20 protein-coding genes are annotated in these 17,203 nt (G+C 51.2%); 12 read left to right on the top strand and 8 right to left on the bottom strand.

Features of this window, described 5'->3' with window-relative positions:
- The first annotated feature begins 45 nt into the window (after window positions 1–45).
- Window positions 46–975, top strand: a complete 930-nt coding sequence (locus EOE65_RS03765; protein ID WP_127692953.1) for a LysR family transcriptional regulator — start codon at window positions 46–48, stop codon at window positions 973–975.
- Here the strand turns inward: EOE65_RS03765 and EOE65_RS03760 are convergent.
- From EOE65_RS03760 to EOE65_RS03740, 5 genes are all read right to left on the bottom strand, one after another.
- On the bottom strand, window positions 972–1,805 hold the full coding sequence (locus EOE65_RS03760; protein WP_127692952.1) for a CvfB family protein: 834 nt from the start codon (window positions 1,803–1,805) through the stop codon (window positions 972–974). The two genes, EOE65_RS03765 and EOE65_RS03760, sit on opposite strands and share 4 nt — an antisense overlap.
- A gap of 93 nt (window positions 1,806–1,898) precedes the next feature.
- On the bottom strand, window positions 1,899–2,084 hold the full coding sequence (locus EOE65_RS03755) for a hypothetical protein (RefSeq protein ID WP_420846518.1): 186 nt from the start codon (window positions 2,082–2,084) through the stop codon (window positions 1,899–1,901).
- 120 nt (window positions 2,085–2,204) lie between these two features.
- Window positions 2,205–2,714: a DUF4124 domain-containing protein gene (locus EOE65_RS03750; RefSeq protein ID WP_164847004.1), complete on the bottom strand. Its 510-nt coding sequence runs from the start codon at window positions 2,712–2,714 to the stop codon at window positions 2,205–2,207.
- A 61-nt stretch (window positions 2,715–2,775) separates the two neighbouring features.
- The gene (locus tag EOE65_RS03745) at window positions 2,776–3,054 is read right to left on the bottom strand and encodes an acylphosphatase (protein WP_127692950.1); all 279 of its coding nucleotides are present in this window, start codon (window positions 3,052–3,054) and stop codon (window positions 2,776–2,778) included.
- Window positions 3,055–3,058: 4 nt separating this feature from the next.
- Window positions 3,059–4,312, bottom strand: coding sequence for a YihY family inner membrane protein (locus tag EOE65_RS03740; RefSeq protein ID WP_127692949.1), 1,254 nt, complete (start codon window positions 4,310–4,312; stop codon window positions 3,059–3,061).
- A 110-nt stretch (window positions 4,313–4,422) separates the two neighbouring features.
- Between EOE65_RS03740 and arsC the strand changes: the two genes are divergently transcribed.
- Genes arsC through EOE65_RS03720 form a run of 4 tightly spaced genes read left to right on the top strand, consistent with a single transcriptional unit; the run spans window position 4,423 to window position 7,469 of the window.
- Entirely contained in the window at window positions 4,423–4,773 is a 351-nt protein-coding gene (gene arsC / locus EOE65_RS03735) for an arsenate reductase (glutaredoxin) (RefSeq protein WP_127692948.1), read from the top strand.
- Complete coding sequence (gene wrbA, locus EOE65_RS03730; RefSeq protein WP_127692947.1) at window positions 4,774–5,370, top strand: NAD(P)H:quinone oxidoreductase; 597 nt, start codon at window positions 4,774–4,776, stop codon at window positions 5,368–5,370.
- Between the two features lie 2 nt (window positions 5,371–5,372).
- Window positions 5,373–5,774: a DUF2069 domain-containing protein gene (locus tag EOE65_RS03725; protein ID WP_127692946.1), complete on the top strand. Its 402-nt coding sequence runs from the start codon at window positions 5,373–5,375 to the stop codon at window positions 5,772–5,774.
- A 6-nt stretch (window positions 5,775–5,780) separates the two neighbouring features.
- Window positions 5,781–7,469, top strand: coding sequence for a SufS family cysteine desulfurase (locus tag EOE65_RS03720; RefSeq protein ID WP_127692945.1), 1,689 nt, complete (start codon window positions 5,781–5,783; stop codon window positions 7,467–7,469).
- Here EOE65_RS03720 and EOE65_RS03715 read toward each other — a convergent pair.
- Complete coding sequence (locus tag EOE65_RS03715) at window positions 7,450–7,980, bottom strand: DinB family protein (RefSeq protein WP_127692944.1); 531 nt, start codon at window positions 7,978–7,980, stop codon at window positions 7,450–7,452. The two genes, EOE65_RS03720 and EOE65_RS03715, sit on opposite strands and share 20 nt — an antisense overlap.
- A 122-nt stretch (window positions 7,981–8,102) precedes the next feature.
- On the opposite strand from EOE65_RS03715, the gene EOE65_RS03710 reads away from it, so the two are divergent.
- Window positions 8,103–9,047 carry a LysR family transcriptional regulator gene (locus EOE65_RS03710; protein WP_127692943.1) on the top strand — a complete coding sequence of 315 codons (945 nt, stop codon included), beginning with the start codon at window positions 8,103–8,105 and terminating at the stop codon, window positions 9,045–9,047.
- Here the strand turns inward: EOE65_RS03710 and EOE65_RS03705 are convergent.
- Window positions 9,033–9,893, bottom strand: a complete 861-nt coding sequence (locus EOE65_RS03705) for a LysR family transcriptional regulator (RefSeq protein WP_127692942.1) — start codon at window positions 9,891–9,893, stop codon at window positions 9,033–9,035. The genes EOE65_RS03710 and EOE65_RS03705 overlap by 15 nt on opposite strands.
- A 123-nt stretch (window positions 9,894–10,016) precedes the next feature.
- Here EOE65_RS03705 and EOE65_RS03700 point away from each other — a divergent pair, with 123 nt between their 5' ends.
- The 6 genes from EOE65_RS03700 (at window position 10,017) to EOE65_RS03675 (ending at window position 16,929) form a co-directional block, all read left to right on the top strand.
- A complete protein-coding gene (locus EOE65_RS03700; protein WP_127692941.1) occupies window positions 10,017–10,907 on the top strand; it encodes a DMT family transporter in 891 nt (296 codons plus the stop codon).
- Window positions 10,908–11,783 carry a LysR family transcriptional regulator gene (locus tag EOE65_RS03695; protein WP_127692940.1) on the top strand — a complete coding sequence of 292 codons (876 nt, stop codon included), beginning with the start codon at window positions 10,908–10,910 and terminating at the stop codon, window positions 11,781–11,783. It abuts the gene before it with no gap.
- A 62-nt stretch (window positions 11,784–11,845) separates the two neighbouring features.
- Window positions 11,846–12,799 carry a poly(R)-hydroxyalkanoic acid synthase subunit PhaE gene (locus tag EOE65_RS03690; RefSeq protein WP_127692939.1) on the top strand — a complete coding sequence of 318 codons (954 nt, stop codon included), beginning with the start codon at window positions 11,846–11,848 and terminating at the stop codon, window positions 12,797–12,799.
- On the top strand, window positions 12,786–13,856 hold the full coding sequence (gene phaC / locus EOE65_RS03685; protein WP_127692938.1) for a class III poly(R)-hydroxyalkanoic acid synthase subunit PhaC: 1,071 nt from the start codon (window positions 12,786–12,788) through the stop codon (window positions 13,854–13,856). Before EOE65_RS03690 ends, phaC begins: the two co-directional genes overlap by 14 nt.
- Before the next feature lie 460 nt (window positions 13,857–14,316).
- On the top strand, window positions 14,317–15,915 hold the full coding sequence (locus EOE65_RS03680; RefSeq protein ID WP_127692937.1) for an isocitrate lyase: 1,599 nt from the start codon (window positions 14,317–14,319) through the stop codon (window positions 15,913–15,915).
- 180 nt (window positions 15,916–16,095) lie between these two features.
- A complete protein-coding gene (locus EOE65_RS03675) occupies window positions 16,096–16,929 on the top strand; it encodes an enoyl-CoA hydratase-related protein (protein ID WP_127692936.1) in 834 nt (277 codons plus the stop codon).
- Window positions 16,930–16,933: 4 nt separating this feature from the next.
- Here EOE65_RS03675 and EOE65_RS03670 read toward each other — a convergent pair whose 3' ends face one another.
- Window positions 16,934–17,203 carry a hypothetical protein gene (locus tag EOE65_RS03670; RefSeq protein ID WP_127692935.1) on the bottom strand — a complete coding sequence of 90 codons (270 nt, stop codon included), beginning with the start codon at window positions 17,201–17,203 and terminating at the stop codon, window positions 16,934–16,936.

Genomic DNA, 17,203 nt, shown 5'->3' with positions numbered 1-17,203 from the left:
CATTAATCAATCAAACGATAAAATATGATTAATTAATCGAAATAGATGAATAATCTTGCCTACCGACACTTGCTGGCCTTTATACAAGTGGCTGAACACGGCAGCTTTACGCACGCCGCAGAGTTCATGCACGTCACGCAATCAACGCTCACCGCCACCATCAAGCAGCTTGAGAGCCAAGTGGGCATCCAACTTTTCGATCGCACCACCCGCCGCGTTAGCCTTACAGAGGCAGGAGAACGCTTTCTGCCGGTCGCGTTACAGCTCGTATCGGATTTCGACACCGCTATCGAAGACCTGCAAGCGTCCTCTCAGCAGCAACGTGGGCATGTTGCGGTCGCAGGGTCATCCTCCATGCTAACTCAGCTGCTACCGGCCATTATCTGTCGCTACCGCGAGGACTACCCAAAGATCAACGTCACTCTAATAGAGACAGGCGCAAGCGGCATTGAAGAGGCGGTGTTAAGCAATCGTGCCAGCTTTGGTATTGGCGGCAACCACTCAAACAGCCCGGACTTAACCTATCAGCCTATTCTACGTGATCGATATGGCGTGGTGATGCGCGAGGATGATCCACTGTGTGCGCAAAAAGAGGTTGATTGGACTCAGTTACAAGCGCGCCGCTTGGCGATGTTATCCCAGGATAATGGCATTCGATTACAGCTTGAGTGGCTACTTGCCTCAAATGATATTCCACTGTTGCTCGATAGCGCAGTGATTGAGGCGAACACACCTACGACCCTCGCATCCTTGGTGCGCCACGGCGCAGGACTGACTCTGCTACCCGCACTGGCTGCAACCACACCAGCTTTCGTGGGTTTGGTATTTCGCCCCTTAAGCGCACACCTTGAGAGGGAATTAAACGTGATTCTGCGGCGGGGGCGTTCACTGAGCCCTGCGGGCGAGGAGCTGCTGATACGGTGCCAAACACACTGCCGTACCACTACGCTCCCTAACCATGTTGCGAGAATCTAGTCATCAAGTAGCTTGATGCCTTCTGGTGAGATATCAATACGGCCTAGCTTTTTAAGATGGCCAATCGCCATCTTGTAGGCTTTTTTGCTCACTCCAAAGGCTTGATAGATCGCCTCAGGTTGGCTTTTATCGCCTAGTGGACTAACACCACCTTGCGCTGCTAAGTCGTCCAGAATACGTTGTGACAGTTCATCCACTTTGCCAAAGCCGGGCTTATCCAGCACAACGTCTACTTTACCGCCATCAACAACACGTTTGATGTAGCCCTGAACCTTGTGACCAATGCGCACTGTCCGGAATACGTCTTTTTGGTGCAGCAGCGCCCAGTAGCTGTTGTCGACGATCACGCTGTAGCCAAGATCGCCGCGCCGACATACCAGTAGCTCTACCGGCTGCCCCACTTTCAGATCTTGCGGTGGTGGCGAAAGTAGTTTGTCGAGCTTGGTTGTAGCGGCGATACGATCACTGTTATCAACATAAACACCCACGACAACGCGCTTCCCCGCCTCTAACGTGCCACGCTGCTCCGCATAGGGCAGCAACAGGTCTTTAGGCATACCCCAGTTAAGGAAAGCACCAATTTTGTTGACTTCAACCACCTGTAACGATGCAAACTCACCGACTTGCACCATGGGCGCTCGTGTTGTGGCCACTACAAAGTCATCGGTATCTAGCAAGATAAAAACCGACAGCTCATCACCCACAGCCGCACCTTCTGGCACCTCTTTGCGTGGCAGCAGAATGCCGCCAAACTCACCGCCATCTAGGTAAAGGCCGAAATCGGCTTCGCGCATAACTTTTAATGTGTTGATTTGACCGATCTTGACCAAAATGATGTCCTACTTGGGTGGTTGTTGAGCTGCTATTTTAACAAGTAAAAAGCCCCACATAGAAGCGGGGCTTATTTAGGAGTGCTTACGTTATTAATGGAGATTGTCGTACTTCTTACGAATCTCGATTAATTGGGGCTGGATATCGAGAGGCGCATAGTTCATGGCTTGCTCGAAAAGGTCCTTGTTCTCTTCAGATAAACGTTCTTCCTCCGACATTGAGCGTAACTTTTTCATCGCCTCAACAAATTTTGGATGTAGTGAATCGTTGTTCATCATACCTGCGCCCTCCCCATTGGATTTGGCTTAAAGATTCGGCCGCTAACGATTGTACGCAACCGAAAGTGTAAGGACCGTGACAAAAGCGCGCCATAGTAGCAGATCTGCGCTTTAATCGCGTCACTTTTTCCGTTTGTCCCGATACTCTTTTAACACCTTTTGGTTTTTCTCTTTGATACCACTGATACGCTCATTACGGTTAATACGTTGAATCTGCTTATCAACCAGTTTTGTTGCGTTTTCACCCTCAGCAACATGGCGCTTATTGTTACGCACACCGGACTCTTCTTCGTCACTCGTATCAGCTGATTTTTCATCGCTCTGGTTATCAGCTTTTTTGCCTTTCTCGACTTTCGCTTCACGCTCATCAGGAGTGGGATCTTCACCATCCTCAAGCGTCTCCGCTTCACCACGATATAGCTCTTCAGGCGGGCGCCGAAACGGTGTCGCTACCTCTTGGTAGACTTTACGCTCTACCTTGACGTTCGCATCCTCAGGCTTACGATCACTGTAGTGAGCCTTGCCATTCTCATCGACCCAGCGATAGATCTCGGCGTGAGCGCTGAGGGGCAATGTGGCAGCCATCGCAATGGCCAACACCTGTGTCTTGATATCTAAGCGACCTTTCATTGTCATCATCCGTTGAGGTAGGTTCTTATTCGTTAGAGCGGCACAGAGCCAAAAAGGTTCTCTAGCCGGTAATCAAGAAGCCATCGTGATTATCTTCATATTCCAGTTGTTCTGAAACCACTTCTGCAACATTGGCAAGTGCAGGGCCTTTGCTCAGCCAAGCTTCAACCTGGCGTACCGCGTTCTCATCGCCATACAGCATGACTTCTACACGGCCATCAGCCAAATTGCGCACCCAACCGGTGACGCCATGAGCTTGCGCTTGTTCGAGTGTAGATTGCCGAAACCAGACACGCTGCACACGGCCACTCACAAAACTGTGTATACAGATATTCGCCACGGTGTTACTCCTTACAATTGCTCCCATGCGCCGCAAACTCACGTTCATTCGCGCGGGTAAACAGCTCATTTAGCGTCAGTGCAAGATGCTGCGCCTGCTCGGTTTGCACAATTTTCAGTTGTTCATTCAGTGCAGGCTCCCACGCATAAACTTCAGTTTCGCTCGGCTCAGGTATTGGCCACGGGAGCCCTTGACTCAACTTGTGCACCGTTAAATCGTGTAGGTCACGTGCCAGCAGAATCGCACCACCTTCGGTACGATGAATCAACTCATCATCTTGCAACAACTGAACATACTCATCCCAGCTACTCTGATCAAGCCCTGCTACCTCTTGCAGTAGTTGTTCGTCGGTCAGAGCCTTACCCTCTTTTTGCGCCAACCACAGACGATGCAACACTCCTAGAACCGTGCGCAGATGCAAGCTCTCGCGGGTTTCACCAAACGCGCGGTATACAGTTAAGGCTCGGGTTAGCTCACACCCCATCAAAATAATAAACCAAGAGATAAAGATCCAAACCAGAAACAGCGGTACCGCAGCAAAGGCACCGTAAATCAGCTCGTAAGATGGGGCTTGTGTGGCAAAGAGTGCAAAACCACGTTTCGCCGCCTCAAACAGTACCGCCACCACCAGACCACCAATAAACGCATTCTTGATGGGCACTTTACAGTTGGGCACGGCTGCATACAGCAGCGTAAATGCCGCACAGGACAATACCATCGGCAGTAGCAGCAATAAGCGGGTCTTCCCTACGATGTCGGTTGCATCGCTTATAAATGGTAACGAGGCGATGTAAGAGGTCACAAAGAGACCAACACCAATAAGAAACGGGCCAAGGCTTAAAACGGCCCAATACAATAGAAAGCTGGACATGCCTTTGCGCTGCTCTGAGACACGCCAAATACGGTTAAACGCCACTTCGATATTGCGCATCATCATAACGGAGGTCACGATAAGAAAACCGATACCAACACCCGTGAGCTTCTGGGCTTGGGAGGTAAAGTCACGCAGGTACTCCTGCACCACTTCGCCCGTTGTCGGCACAAAGTTGGCAAATACCCAACCTTGAACCTGCTCCCCTACTCCCTGAAACGAAGGGATTGCCGCAATCATCGCATACGAAACCGTCATCAACGGTACCACCGCGAAGAGTGTTGTGTAGGTCAGCGCCGAGGCGTTAATGATCCCACCGTTCTGCAAAAACTGCCGTGCAAGATAGCGAATAAACGCAATCGCTGGCAGCTCTAGAAAAGTTTGCATAACCCCATCCTTGCAATAATTCCGCCATGGGCACATTGTCGCGCCGCAATATATCTATACAATATCAACTTATTAATAGCTGTTTATCAATAGTTTGTAAGGAATACCTGATGAGCCAAGTGACAATTTATCACAACCCACGCTGCTCGAAGTCGCGCCAAACGCTCGAGCTACTAAAAGAGCAAGGCGTTGAGCCAAGCATCAAGGAGTATCTGAAGGATGTTCCGTCTGCAGACGAGCTGAAGCAGGTATTGGCTGCACTAGATATGGCACCACGCGATCTGCTGCGTAAAAAAGAAGCTGAGTACAAAGAGCTCGGTTTAGATGATGCGAACGTTAGCGATGAGCAAGTTATCGAGGCGATGACCCAGGCGCCAAAACTGATCGAGCGCCCGATTGTCATTAAAGATGGGCAAGCACGCATTGGCCGCCCACCTGAGTCTGTGCTGGAGATTCTGTAAATGAGCGCGCCCTATGTTCTAGTGCTCTATTACAGCCGCCATGGGGCAACGCGTTCGATGGCACAGCAAATTGCCCGTGGCATCGAGCAAGCGGGTATCGAGGCCCGAGTACGAACCGTGCCTCCCGTTTCTACCCAATGTGAAGCCACACTGCCAGCCGTACCTAACGAAGGTGATATCTACTGCACCGAGGCAGATCTTAAAGACTGTGCAGGCCTTGCATTAGGCAGCCCAACGCGGTTTGGCAATATGGCGAGCGCATTGAAGCACTTTGTTGATTCAACCAGCGGCCTCTGGATGTCAGGCGCATTGATTGGTAAACCCGCTAGCGTGTTTAGCTCAACATCGAGTCTACACGGCGGACAGGAAACCACTCTGCTATCGATGATGCTCCCGCTGATGCATCACGGCATGGTGATAGCCGGTATTCCATATAGCGAAACCGCCCTGCTGAATACCCAGACTGGCGGTACGCCTTATGGCGCGACTCACGTTGCCGGTAGCGACAGCAATCGGCCACTTGATGAACATGAAACCACACTGTGCCAAGCCCAAGGCCGACACCTCGGTCAATTAGCGTTAAAACTGCAGGACTAACCATGCAAGCTCTAGCTCGAAAAACTCACCTCAGCCGCCTAATTACAGTCGGCAGCTACATCGCTCTGTTGGCTTTATTGACCCTCTGGTATCTGGTGGTCCACCCACTTGAAAAGGGCAACAGCTGGATCATTTGGCTCCTGCATGTACTGCCGCTGGCTGCATTTATTCCAACGGTGCGTTCCGGTAACCCACGCGGCCATGCATGGCTCTGCTTTTTGCTACTACTCTACTTCAACGAAGCGGTGCTAGCGGCCACAACACATACTGAAACACGCACCATGGGTGTGATTTACGGTCTGTTAGTTGCGGTCTTGTTTACCTCCGCCATGATGTATGCACGCTGGGCCAGCCAGTATGCGCGCTTAAAGCACACCACTGAGAACACCGAAGAGTCTTCCTAACTTTTTATGCTAGATATCAAACGTTTACGCCGTGACTTCCCGATCCTCTCATCGCGAGTACACGGCCGTTCTTTGGTTTATTTCGACAATGCGGCAACCACTCAAAAGCCCAAAGCCGTTATCGATGCGCTAACACGCTACTACAAAACCACGAATGCAAACGTACATCGCGGCTCCCATAGTTTATCGAACCGTGCTACCGCGCAGTTCGAAGCGGCCCGCGAGACAGTGGCTGCTTTTATCAATGCCACTGCAAGCCATGAAGTTATTTGGACACGAGGCACTACCGAAGGCATGAACCTAGTGGCCCAGACTCTGGGCCCATACGCCTTAAATAAAGACGACACTGTGCTTGTCACCACCATGGAGCACCACGCGAATATCGTCCCTTGGCAACAACTTTGCCAGCGCGTGGGTGCCAAGCTGATACCGGCTCCGTTGCGCGGCGATCAAACACTCGACCTTAAAGCCTATGAAGCGCTACTCGATGAGCACACGCCCAAGATCGTATCGCTGTGCCATGTGTCGAACACGCTTGGCGTGATCAACCCCATCGAGACCTGTATCGCTTTAGCAAAGCAACGTGGCGCATATACGGTGATCGACGGCGCTCAAGCAGTTGCCCATCTACCCGTCGACGTACAAAAGCTAGATTGCGACTTTTATCTATTCTCGGGTCACAAGTGCTTCGGCCCAACTGGTATTGGCGTGGTTTGGGGAAGATCCACACTGCTTGAGAGCCTTGAGCCATGGCAGTTTGGCGGTGAGATGATTAAAACAGTGAGTTTCTCCGGGAGCACATTTAACGACCTTCCCTTCAAGTTTGAGGCAGGCACTCCTCCGATCAGCGAAGCCATCGCACTAGCAACCACCCTCGACTACCTCACGAACCAAGACCGAGAAGCGCTTCACCAGCATGAGCAAAACCTGCGCGCACAAGCGATAGCGTTGCTGCAAGACATGGATGGCATCACGATCTACGCACCAAACAGTGAAAACGCTGGGGTTCTGTCGTTTAACGTAGCAGGCCTGCACCACCAAGATCTTGCCTTGATGCTTGATGAAGCGGGCATTGCAGTGCGTTCAGGCCACCACTGCACTATGCCACTGATGGAAAGCTTAGGTATTGATGGCACCGTGCGCGCTTCGTTTAGTATCTACAACACTGTCGATGAGGTGCGCTACTTCGCGAATACGTTAATTGAAATTGTCACGCAACTGCGCGAACTACCCAGTGAAGCGGGCACAGAAAAAGCGGCGTTTACATGGCCGCAAATGCAGCACAGTGCAGCGCAGGCGCAGCATATTCTTAGCACCTTGCCTAACTGGCAACAGCGCCTCAACACGCTGATTGAATGGGCAAACTTATTGCCCGTCCTACCCGATGATTTTATCGTTTACGAAAATAGAGTCAGCGGTTGCGAGTCTGCTGTTTGGCTGGTTGCTGATACGCACGACCAACACGCCTGCCAGTTTGCACTATATTCGGATGCGCGCATTATGCGGGGGCTATGCTATCTGCTGCTGACGCAGGTGCAAGCGCAACCAAGCGAGCAGATACGCAAATTCGATGTGCCTGCCCTGCTAGCGGCCTGCCACCTTGACCTGTTCTTAAGCCCATCACGCACCAATGGTGTGATAGCGATCGCCCATGCCATCAAGCAGCATGTCGCCGCTAAGCGTGGCTTGGAATAAGCGCGAGCAGATCAGTTACCCCAACATCTAAGCCAAACTGGCTGTACAGCGTGGTCAACTGACCACGATGATGGGTTTGATGGTTAAACAGGTGCAGTAATAGCGCTCCGGTCTCGCGGCAGGCCAACATTCCTTGCATGTTTTGATAGGTCAAGCGGTAAGTTAAGTCGGTATCCGACAACTCCTCCACGAGCCCTTCCAGCGCACTATCCACGATTTGCCGCTCCTGCCAGAGTTGATGTAGCTCTGAAAATAGCGTTTGATCCAGCCGTGTGGGGAGTTCGGTACTACGTAAGAACCCCAACGCCGCCGGCTGGATGGGGTGCTCGGCCAAGCGGCTAAGCCAGATAAGGTCGCCCACCAAAATGTGATTAAGCGTTCCCATCACTGAGCCAAAGAACGCACCTCGGTCCTCCGCTCGCTGTTCGGGTGTTAGTTGCTCTGCCAAAGCAAACAGCTGCTTGTTCATGTGTTTATTGTACTGGGCCAACAATTGTAGATGAGCTTGCATCGCATCCTCCAATCCTTGATCTTTTCTAAACAATAAAACAGTATTAGAGTGATATGGTTCTTTTACAATAAAAAATATAGCAAATCAGTTGCTTACCCTTTGGCGCGCGTTTCGGAAAACCCATGAATTTAAACGATATCAGTCTATTTATTCGTATTGTAGAGACCGGTAGTTTTACCGCCGCTGCCGAAAGTTTGGGTATCCAAAAATCGACCATCAGCCGCCGTATTGCGCAGCTCGAAGACGATCTAGGCGCACGTTTACTGCAGCGCACGACCCGCAAGTTAAAACTTACGGATGATGGTGAAGAGTTGTTTGCGCGATGCCAGCCACTGATCAACGAGCTAGAAACCGCGAAAGACTACCTAGCCACCAATCAAGACCATCCCCGCGGCCGTCTGCGGATCACAATGCCCTCTGAGCTAGGCGTGTTTATGATGAATGATGTAGTAAGCACATTCCTGCGGCGCTATCCCGACATCCACCTCGAAGTTGAGCTGAGCACCCGCGTGATCGACCTGATAGAGGAAGGGATCGACCTTGCCATTCGGGTGGGAGCGTTGGCAGATTCTACGCTCATCGCACGTCGCGTTGCCGAGGTTAACCGCGGCCTCTACGCCACACCGGAGTACCTCGCTAAGCATGGCACGCCGAAAACACCCGATGACCTGGTCGACCACAACTGCTTTGGGGTGCTCAAAGCCGATGAGCACTGGACGTTCGAGAACTGGGACAGCAGCGTCAAAGTGAATGGGCAGCTTAAGGCGAACAGCATCAGCTTTATTCGTGAAATGGTCTTTCAGCACATGGGTATCGCTCGGATGCCGCGTGTATTTTGCCGCGAATGCGTACAAGAGGGCGTACTAGTTGAAGTACTGAGTGACTACCACTGCCCTCCGTTTGAAATCAACGCAATCTACCCAAGCAAGCGCCATTTAAACCCTAAGGTGCGCCTGTTTATCGATCATATGATGGAGATGATTGGCGACCACCCGTGGGTGAGCGAGAAGCTTGTCACGCCCGGCGAAGTCGCGGCAGATGGCCAAGCAATATCATTGGCTCCTTAAGCTCTCTCTCTTGAGTACACCTAAAGGCCTGCTGAGCTGCGCCAATCCGGTAAGATCAGCCATCTGCTCGTGATAGATCAGATAGGTTGGCGAATGGGCTAGATCATCTGCCACGTCAATCACCTCGACGTCGGCTGCAAACATGCATTGGTCAATCACGCTGCTTGGCATCAGAGTCACACCCAGACCTACCGAAACACAACCTAGAATGCCTTCAAGCGTCCCCATCTCCATCATGTTATAAGTGTCTGGCTGGCGCTTACTCCACTCAATGGCCTTATCGCGATAGGCGCACCCTTCACGAAATAGGATCGTCTGCTTCGGATGAGCAGCACCGCGTTTACGCACCAGCACCAACTTCTCATTCAGAATTTCAACATACTTGATATTCGGCTGCTCAACATCGCCGCTCACGAAGGCGCAGTCGAGTTCATGCCGCTGCACAGCACTAAGGAGCGCTCGGCTGGTGCCACTTTGCACCTGTAGTTGCAGATTAGGGTACACCTCGCGCAGGCGTAACATCACCTCGGGTAAGCGAAGTGCGGCAAAACTCTCCATCGTGCCTATACGCAGTTCCCCTGCACACTCCGACATATTCTGCACCGCCGCCCGTGCTTGTCGCTCCAACTGCAACATCTTGTTCGCATAATCGAGCAGTACGCGTCCCTGCGGCGTGAGATTTAGCTTGCGGCCTTGCTTAAAAAATAGATCCACACCCAGGCTCGCCTCTAATTTACGAATGCGGCTGGTGATGTTTGACTGAACCGTGTGTTGTGACTTTGCCGCAGCCAGTACTCCTCCTTCCTCTACCACTGCACAGAATGTTGAAAGCGTTAACAGATCCATTACTTCACCCAAAGAGAATTTTTATAGAGTATGTATTCTTATTTTTAGATATGTATATACCACTTTCGCTAGTCCTATCCGGACAAGTGCCCTATCATGCCCATTCATTGTCAGGGAGTTTGAATGGACGGATTACTTTCTCACCGCTACCTAAACTGGGCGCTATTGCTAACCCTCGTGTTGATGTGGGGCACCTCGTTTATGGTCACTGCGCTTGCGCTTGAGGGCTTCACACCCACGGCTGTTACGCATATCCGTTTAGGTGTTGGTGCAGCCGTCCTATTAGGTATCTGCTATATAAAAGGCTACCGGCTGCCTTTAACACTGCGCGCTTGGGGCGTGTTTTTTATCCTCGGAATGATGGGTAATGCTATCCCTTTCATGCTGATATCCTGGGGGCAGCAAGAGGTCGCTTCGGGGACCGCTGGAACACTCATGGCCATTATGCCCATGATGACGATTCTTATTGCTCACTACCTACTACCTGATGAGCCGCTCAACCGCTTCAAGATTGCCGGCGTTATCGTCGGCTTTTCTGGCGTTGCGCTACTTTTGCGGGCAGATATCGCGCTCTCTGCATCGCTGTGGCACGAACTTGCTATTCTGATTGCCGCATGCTGCTACGCTCTCAACGCTGTACTAGCAAGAAAGCTATCAAGCTTTCACCCACTAGTTGGCAGCGCCGGAATGCTAACGGCTGCCTTTATTCTGACAACACCCCTATTTTTGAGTGAATCGTTGACTTACAGCCAGATCCTTCAGCAGACCGGTATTATCGCGGCGCTGTGGTTAGGTTTCATACCCACAGCGATCGCCTCACTTATCTTTTTTGTCGTTGTTGAGCGAGCAGGCCCCGGCTTCTTGGCTAATATCAACTTTATGATTCCGGTGGTCGCATTCTTTACCGGAGCCGTTGTGCTCAATGAGCCGATCAGCCTGAATAGCTTTGCCGCGCTTGTTATTATTCTTGCAGGCATCGTATTGACTCGCCGCACCGTTCAAGAGAAACCGTAGATGGATACCAACACGCTGGCCGCCTTTATTGCTGTTGCAGAAACCCGCTCATTTTCACAAGCAGCGCAGCAGCTCTTTATTACGCAATCAGCGATCAGCAAACGTATTGCTCTACTTGAAGGGCAACTGGATCAAAAACTGTTTGATCGAATTGGGCGGCGCATCTCATTGACCGAAGCGGGTTTGGCGTTGCTGCCGCGCGCTAAACATATTCTGGCCACCATCAAAGATGCGGAAACCGCCATGGGCAATCTAACTGGCGAGGTACGCGGCACCCTCTCAGTGGCTGCCAGTCACCACATCAGTTTGCACCGCCTGCCAAACATTTTGCGCGACTATTCACAGCGCTATCCCGATGTGCAGTTAAATTTACAGTTTGATGAGTCTGAGATCGCGTATGACGGCGTTTTACATGGTGATCTTGAGTTAGCCTTAATTACACTATCGCCTAATCCCGACCCGGCAATATTGTCACAGCCGGTTTGGGTTGATTCATTGCAGTATGTGGTCAACCAGAATCACCCGCTCGCGCACAAACCATGGGTTGATCTAAAAGAGCTAGCAAACTACCCCGCTATTTTGCCCAGCAGTGCCACCTTTACCCACCAGATCGTGGCTGAGCAGTTCCGCACCGAGGGGCTGGGTATCAACGTGGATATCTCCACAAACTACCTCGATACGATCCGTATGATGGTCAGTATCGGCTTAGGCTGGAGCCTACTTCCAGAAACCATGATTGATGCATCACTCAAAACCCTGAATACCGGGTCAAAGCCGATACAAAGACAGCTTGGTTACATCTACCATCGCGAGAGAACGCTATCCAATGCAGCGAAGTGCCTTATCGACATGCTTCCGCCTCCTGAAAGCATTTGATAAGTCGCGCCGCTTCAGTACACTGAGGCCCTTAGCCGTAACAATAAGACGAGGTTGCTGGGTTGTCAGAACAACAAAACGCTTGGCTACAAGCCCTTTTGGATCAGCAGAAAGCCTTACTTGAGCATTGGAGCTCTCTCTCTGCGTCAAGCGGGCTTAATCCAGAAACCGGCATGTTCAACCCGCAGCACTTCTCCGCAAACATCCAGCAGCAGTTAGATCAGCTAGCCTCTTTGGGGGAGCAGTTCACTCAACAGCAGACCGCGTCGCCGCATCAGGTGGAGTGGTTCAAAAGCGCACTGGCACTGTTTTCTCAGCAAACCTTGGCCGATCAACTCGCCGCGTGGAAGATTCCTGATGAACTGCTGCAGGCTTTGCAAAATCAGCTCCATAGCCAGCCACTGGATGCTCATTTCCAAAAGCTTGCCAGCACACCCTTCTTTGCATCGACTGAACAGCTAGACTGGCAACAGCGCAGCCAAAGAGGGTTAAACCACCTTGAAGCTTATCAACAAGCGCTGGCGGACTATCTTGAGATCTACCAGCAGATCAGCGAACAGGCCTCCGCGCAGTTGCTGCAGCAACTAAACAACGGTGAGCTGCAAATCGAGTCGCTAAGCGAGCTGCACCGCCATTGGTCGAACACATATGATGCCGTTTATGCTGATGTTATCAGCACCCCGAACTACAGCCAAAAACATGGTGCTATTAGTAACCAAATCAACCAACTGATCGCCTTTACCAACGAAACCCGCGATCAGCATATTCAGGCGCTAGGCTTCGTCTCACGAACTGAGCTAGACCAAGTGATGCAGCGCCAGCACAAGCTCCGCAAGGAGGTTCGCACGGTTAAGCGTAATCAGGCGAGCAGTGATCAAGCGGCGTTGAGTGGACTGATTGGTGATATGCAAGCCACCCTGAGCAATATGGCGGCTGAGATCGACACACTAAAGCACGAAGTCAAAACACTGAAGGCGGCACTAGAGAGCAAGGAGCAGGACAGTGAGCGGCCTTAAGTTTGATGCCGAACTGCTCGAAACGGAGTTTAAAGAGCTCTATCGCCAGCTCAGCACATGCGCAGACACACTCGCTAAAATCAGTGCGGTAGAGGTCGCGCCTACCCAATCTGAGTCGATTTTTCACTACGACAAGCTCACGTTGAATTTCTATCCGGGCGATAGATCCGTTTCTGAGCGCCCCTCCACACCACTACTGATCTGCTATGCGCTGGTCAACCGGTGGTACATGCTCGATCTGGATGCTGGCCGCTCACTTATTCAGCGGCTTAACGCACTGGGCGTTGATATCTATGTGATTGACTGGGGCTACCCTGATCGCACCGACCGCTTTACCGATCTCGACGATTATCTTAATGATTACCTGCTCAGTTGCGTTGAGCAGACATGCCAGCATGCTGGTGCAGAGCAGATCAACCTACTGGGTGTGTGTCAGGGCGGGACTCTCAGCTTGTGCTTTACAGCACTCTATCCTGAGCGCATCAAGAACCTGATTACGATGGTAACGCCGGTCGATTTCCACACGGCAGAGAATATCCTCAGCCGACTGGTACGCAATATTGATGTCGATCTTGCCGTCAACACCTTCGGTAATATTCCGGGCAGTATGTTGAATCAAGTGTTTCGTTCGCTTTCCCCCATGAAACTAGGGCCACAAAAAACACTCGACCTGCCCAAACAGTTACAAACCCCCGAGCAAGCCGAAGCGTTTCTTCGGATGGAGCGCTGGATAAACGACAGCCCAGACCTTGCGGGCAGTGCCTATCGGGAGTTTGTGCAATGGTTTTTCCAACAAAACCAGCTCGTGGCCAACCAACTACAAATTGGTAGCGAAGCGGTACGCCTTGCTGATATACGCTGCCCCATCTTCAACATCTACGGTACCCAAGACCACCTTGTTCCCCCTTGCGCATCTAAGGCCCTCGGTTCACTGGTCGGCACCACTGACTATACCGAACAAGCCATCGAGGCTGGGCATATCGGTGTCTTTGTCGGTAACCGTGCTCGTAAAACTCTGCCGCTTGCAATAAGCCAGTGGCTTTATAGCCGCGACTAACCTGCGCTCATACTGGGTAACTGCCTGTTTTACGCGCCATTGGGCGTTCTGGCCCTTAACAGGCAATATTCTTTGAATCTGTAGTCACTCTTTTATATATCTTTTAAGAATAAAAAAAAGATTTAAAATAACCGTATGGATTTGTAAAAACGCCCCTCGCTAACCACGACAAAAGTCGCTAATACTTTTGAATTACCCTTTGAAAGCCCCACCAACTCTAGGATTTTGCAGTGCACCTAAAAACTGGCTTTGTAGTTTAACTACAAACACCTAAGTTATTGATTTGTAGTATGACTACATCTTTGCTGCTATGCACAAAAGTCGCTTTGACAGAGCCCCTAGCTTGTCAGCAAAATGGCCTCACTTTGCGGCATACGTGATGTACCTCCACAGGCATCCGCCGCGACAGAAACCGTTGTTTTTTGTCCCTTTAGTAATAACTTTTGATAGGAAGGACACCATGTCTACACTGAATAAAGATATCGACGCAATCGCGACACTTAAAGGCGCTCAAGGCGCTGCGTGGGATGCGATTAACCCAGAATACGCGGCTCGTATGCGTGCTCAGAACAAATTCAAAACGGGTTTGGACATCGCTAAATACACAGCAGCGATCATGCGTAAAGATATGGAGCGTTACGACAACGATCCTTCCCAATACACCCAGTCTTTGGGTTGCTGGCACGGCTTCATCGGCCAACAGAAGCTGATCTCTATTAAGAAGCACTTCAACAGCACAGATCGCCGTTACTTGTACCTGTCTGGCTGGATGGTTGCTGCGTTGCGCTCTGAGTTTGGCCCACTGCCTGACCAATCGATGCACGAGAAAACGTCGGTTGCTTCCTTGATTGAAGAGCTTTACACCTTCTTGCGCCAAGCGGATGCGCGTGAGCTGGGCGGCCTGTTCCGTGAGCTAGACGCAGCACGTAAAGCCGGTGATGCCGCGAAAGAAGCGGACGTTCAGAGCAAGATCGATAACCACGAAACGCACATCGTGCCGATCATCGCGGATATCGATGCGGGTTTCGGTAACGAAGAAGCCACTTACTTGCTGGCGAAGAAGATGATCGAAGCGGGTGCATGCTGTATCCAGATCGAGAACCAAGTATCAGACGAGAAGCAGTGTGGCCACCAAGACGGTAAAGTGACGGTGCCGCACGAAGACTTCCTATCGAAGATCCGTGCTGTTCGTTACGCGTTCCTTGAGCTGGGCGTTGATGACGGTGTGATCGTAGCACGTACCGACTCTTTGGGTGCTGGCCTGACGAAGCAGATCGCGGTAACAAACGAGCCAGGTGATCTGGGTGACCAGTACAACAGCTTCCTAGACGGTGACGTGGTTAACGGCCCTGACGATATCGCAAACGGTGACGTGGTGATCAAGGCAAACGGCCAACTGCTGAAGCCTAAGCGTCTGCCATCTAACCTGTTCCAGTTCCGTGCAGGCACAGGCGAAGACCGTGTTGTCCTAGACTGCATCACGTCATTGCAGAACGGTGCTGACCTGCTGTGGATCGAGACTGAGAAGCCACACGTTGGCCAAATCGCGGGCATGGTTAACCGTATCCGCGAAGTGGTACCGAATGCGAAGCTGGTGTACAACAACTCGCCATCGTTCAACTGGACGCTGAACTTCCGTCAGCAAGTGTTTGATGCGATGGCTGAAGCGGGCCAAGACGTGTCTGCATACGACCGCGCTAACCTAATGAGCGCTGAGTACGACGCAACCGAACTGGCGACACAAGCAGATGAGAAGATCCGTACGTTCCAAGCAGACGCTGCGCGTGAAGCGGGTATCTTCCACCACTTGATCACGCTACCAACGTACCACACGGCAGCGCTGTCTACTGACAACCTTGCAAAAGAGTACTTCGGTGATCAAGGTATGCTGGGCTACGTGGCTGGCGTACAGCGTAAAGAGATCCGCCAAGGCATTGCGTGTGTTAAACACCAAAACATGGCCGGCTCTGACATGGGTGATGATCACAAAGAATACTTCTCTGGCGACGCTGCACTGAAAGCGGCTGGTGAAGACAACACGATGAACCAGTTCGGTTAATCGATACAGTTATTAAAAAGGGCGCTTAAGCGCCCTTTTCTGTTTCTCCCGCCTAGCCTTTTGTTTCCCCTCTACCCTATTTCGATCTAAAGACTGAGCCTCACTGACTCCTGCAGCCTTTCGCCCGTAAAGGAAAACCCTTAATATGAGTTAAAAATAACAGCATAAATGGATACCTTTATGAGCCTGCCTGTACCACTACTCAAAGATGCACATTTGGTTCTCAGCAACCGTGTCGCCACCTTAACGTTTAATCGCGATGACGTCCGTAACGCTCTCACCGGCACGGAGCTCATTGACGATATCCTAACCACCATCGACTGGGTAAACCGCAACGACGATGTTTCCTGCTTAATCATGACCGGCGCAGGGTCTGCATTCTCAGCAGGCGGCAATATCAAAGAGATGCAGGAGCGTGATGGCGAGTACCGTAACGGTGCCTTTGGTGGCGATGTCTATGAAGTACAGAACAAGTATCGTCGCGGTATTCAGCGTATTCCGCTTGCAGTGTATCAGTGCGAAGTCCCCGTGATTGCCGCTGTTAACGGCCCCGCAATTGGCGCAGGCTTTGACCTAACCTGCATGTGTGATCTACGGATTGGCTCAACCAAAGCGTTACTTGGCGAAACCTTTGTGAACTTGGGTATTATTCCGGGCGACGGTGGTGCTTGGTTCCTGCAACGCTTAGTGGGTTATCAAAAGGCCGCTGAGCTGACCTTTACCGGCCGCATCGTTAAAGCGGAAGAAGCCCAACAGATCGGCTTATTATTGGATGTTGTTGAACCAGACCAACTATTGGATCGTGCTCAAGCTTTAGCAGAACAGATTGCAGCCAAACCTCCTCAAGCTTTGCGCTTGACGAAGCGGTTGATGAAAAGCGCACAAAAGACAGAATTACCGGAGTTTTTGGAGATGTGTGCGGCGTTTCAGGGTATGTGCCACAACACAGAGGATCACCTTGAAGCGGTTAACGCATTCGTTGAAAAGCGCCCCGCTTCATTCAAAGGTCAATAACGCGTTAGCTTTGCAGTGTTTCTTGCTCGCTCTGCTTTTGAGCGAGCGCTGCAAGCGCCATCTTTTCACTAAAAATAGCCATCACATCGCTATTTTCAGGATTTTCACTGGCTTCATCCATCGCCTCGACCATCGCTTGGAGCGTTGGTTTTGTTTTATCAACTAGTTCTTCGATATAAGCTTCAGGGGATGTTGCCGTGTAGCGGTGATAGCGATCGAACAGCTCGACCATCTCAGCACTCAGTTCGATCTTCACAAATGATTTTGTAGCCAT

The sequence above is a fragment of the Neptunomonas marina genome (genome assembly GCF_004005935.1).
Taxonomy (GTDB): Bacteria; Pseudomonadota; Gammaproteobacteria; order Pseudomonadales; family Balneatricaceae; genus Neptunomonas; species Neptunomonas marina.
Note: the sequence above shows the minus strand (reverse complement) of the source record. Positions and strands in the feature narration are given on the sequence as shown.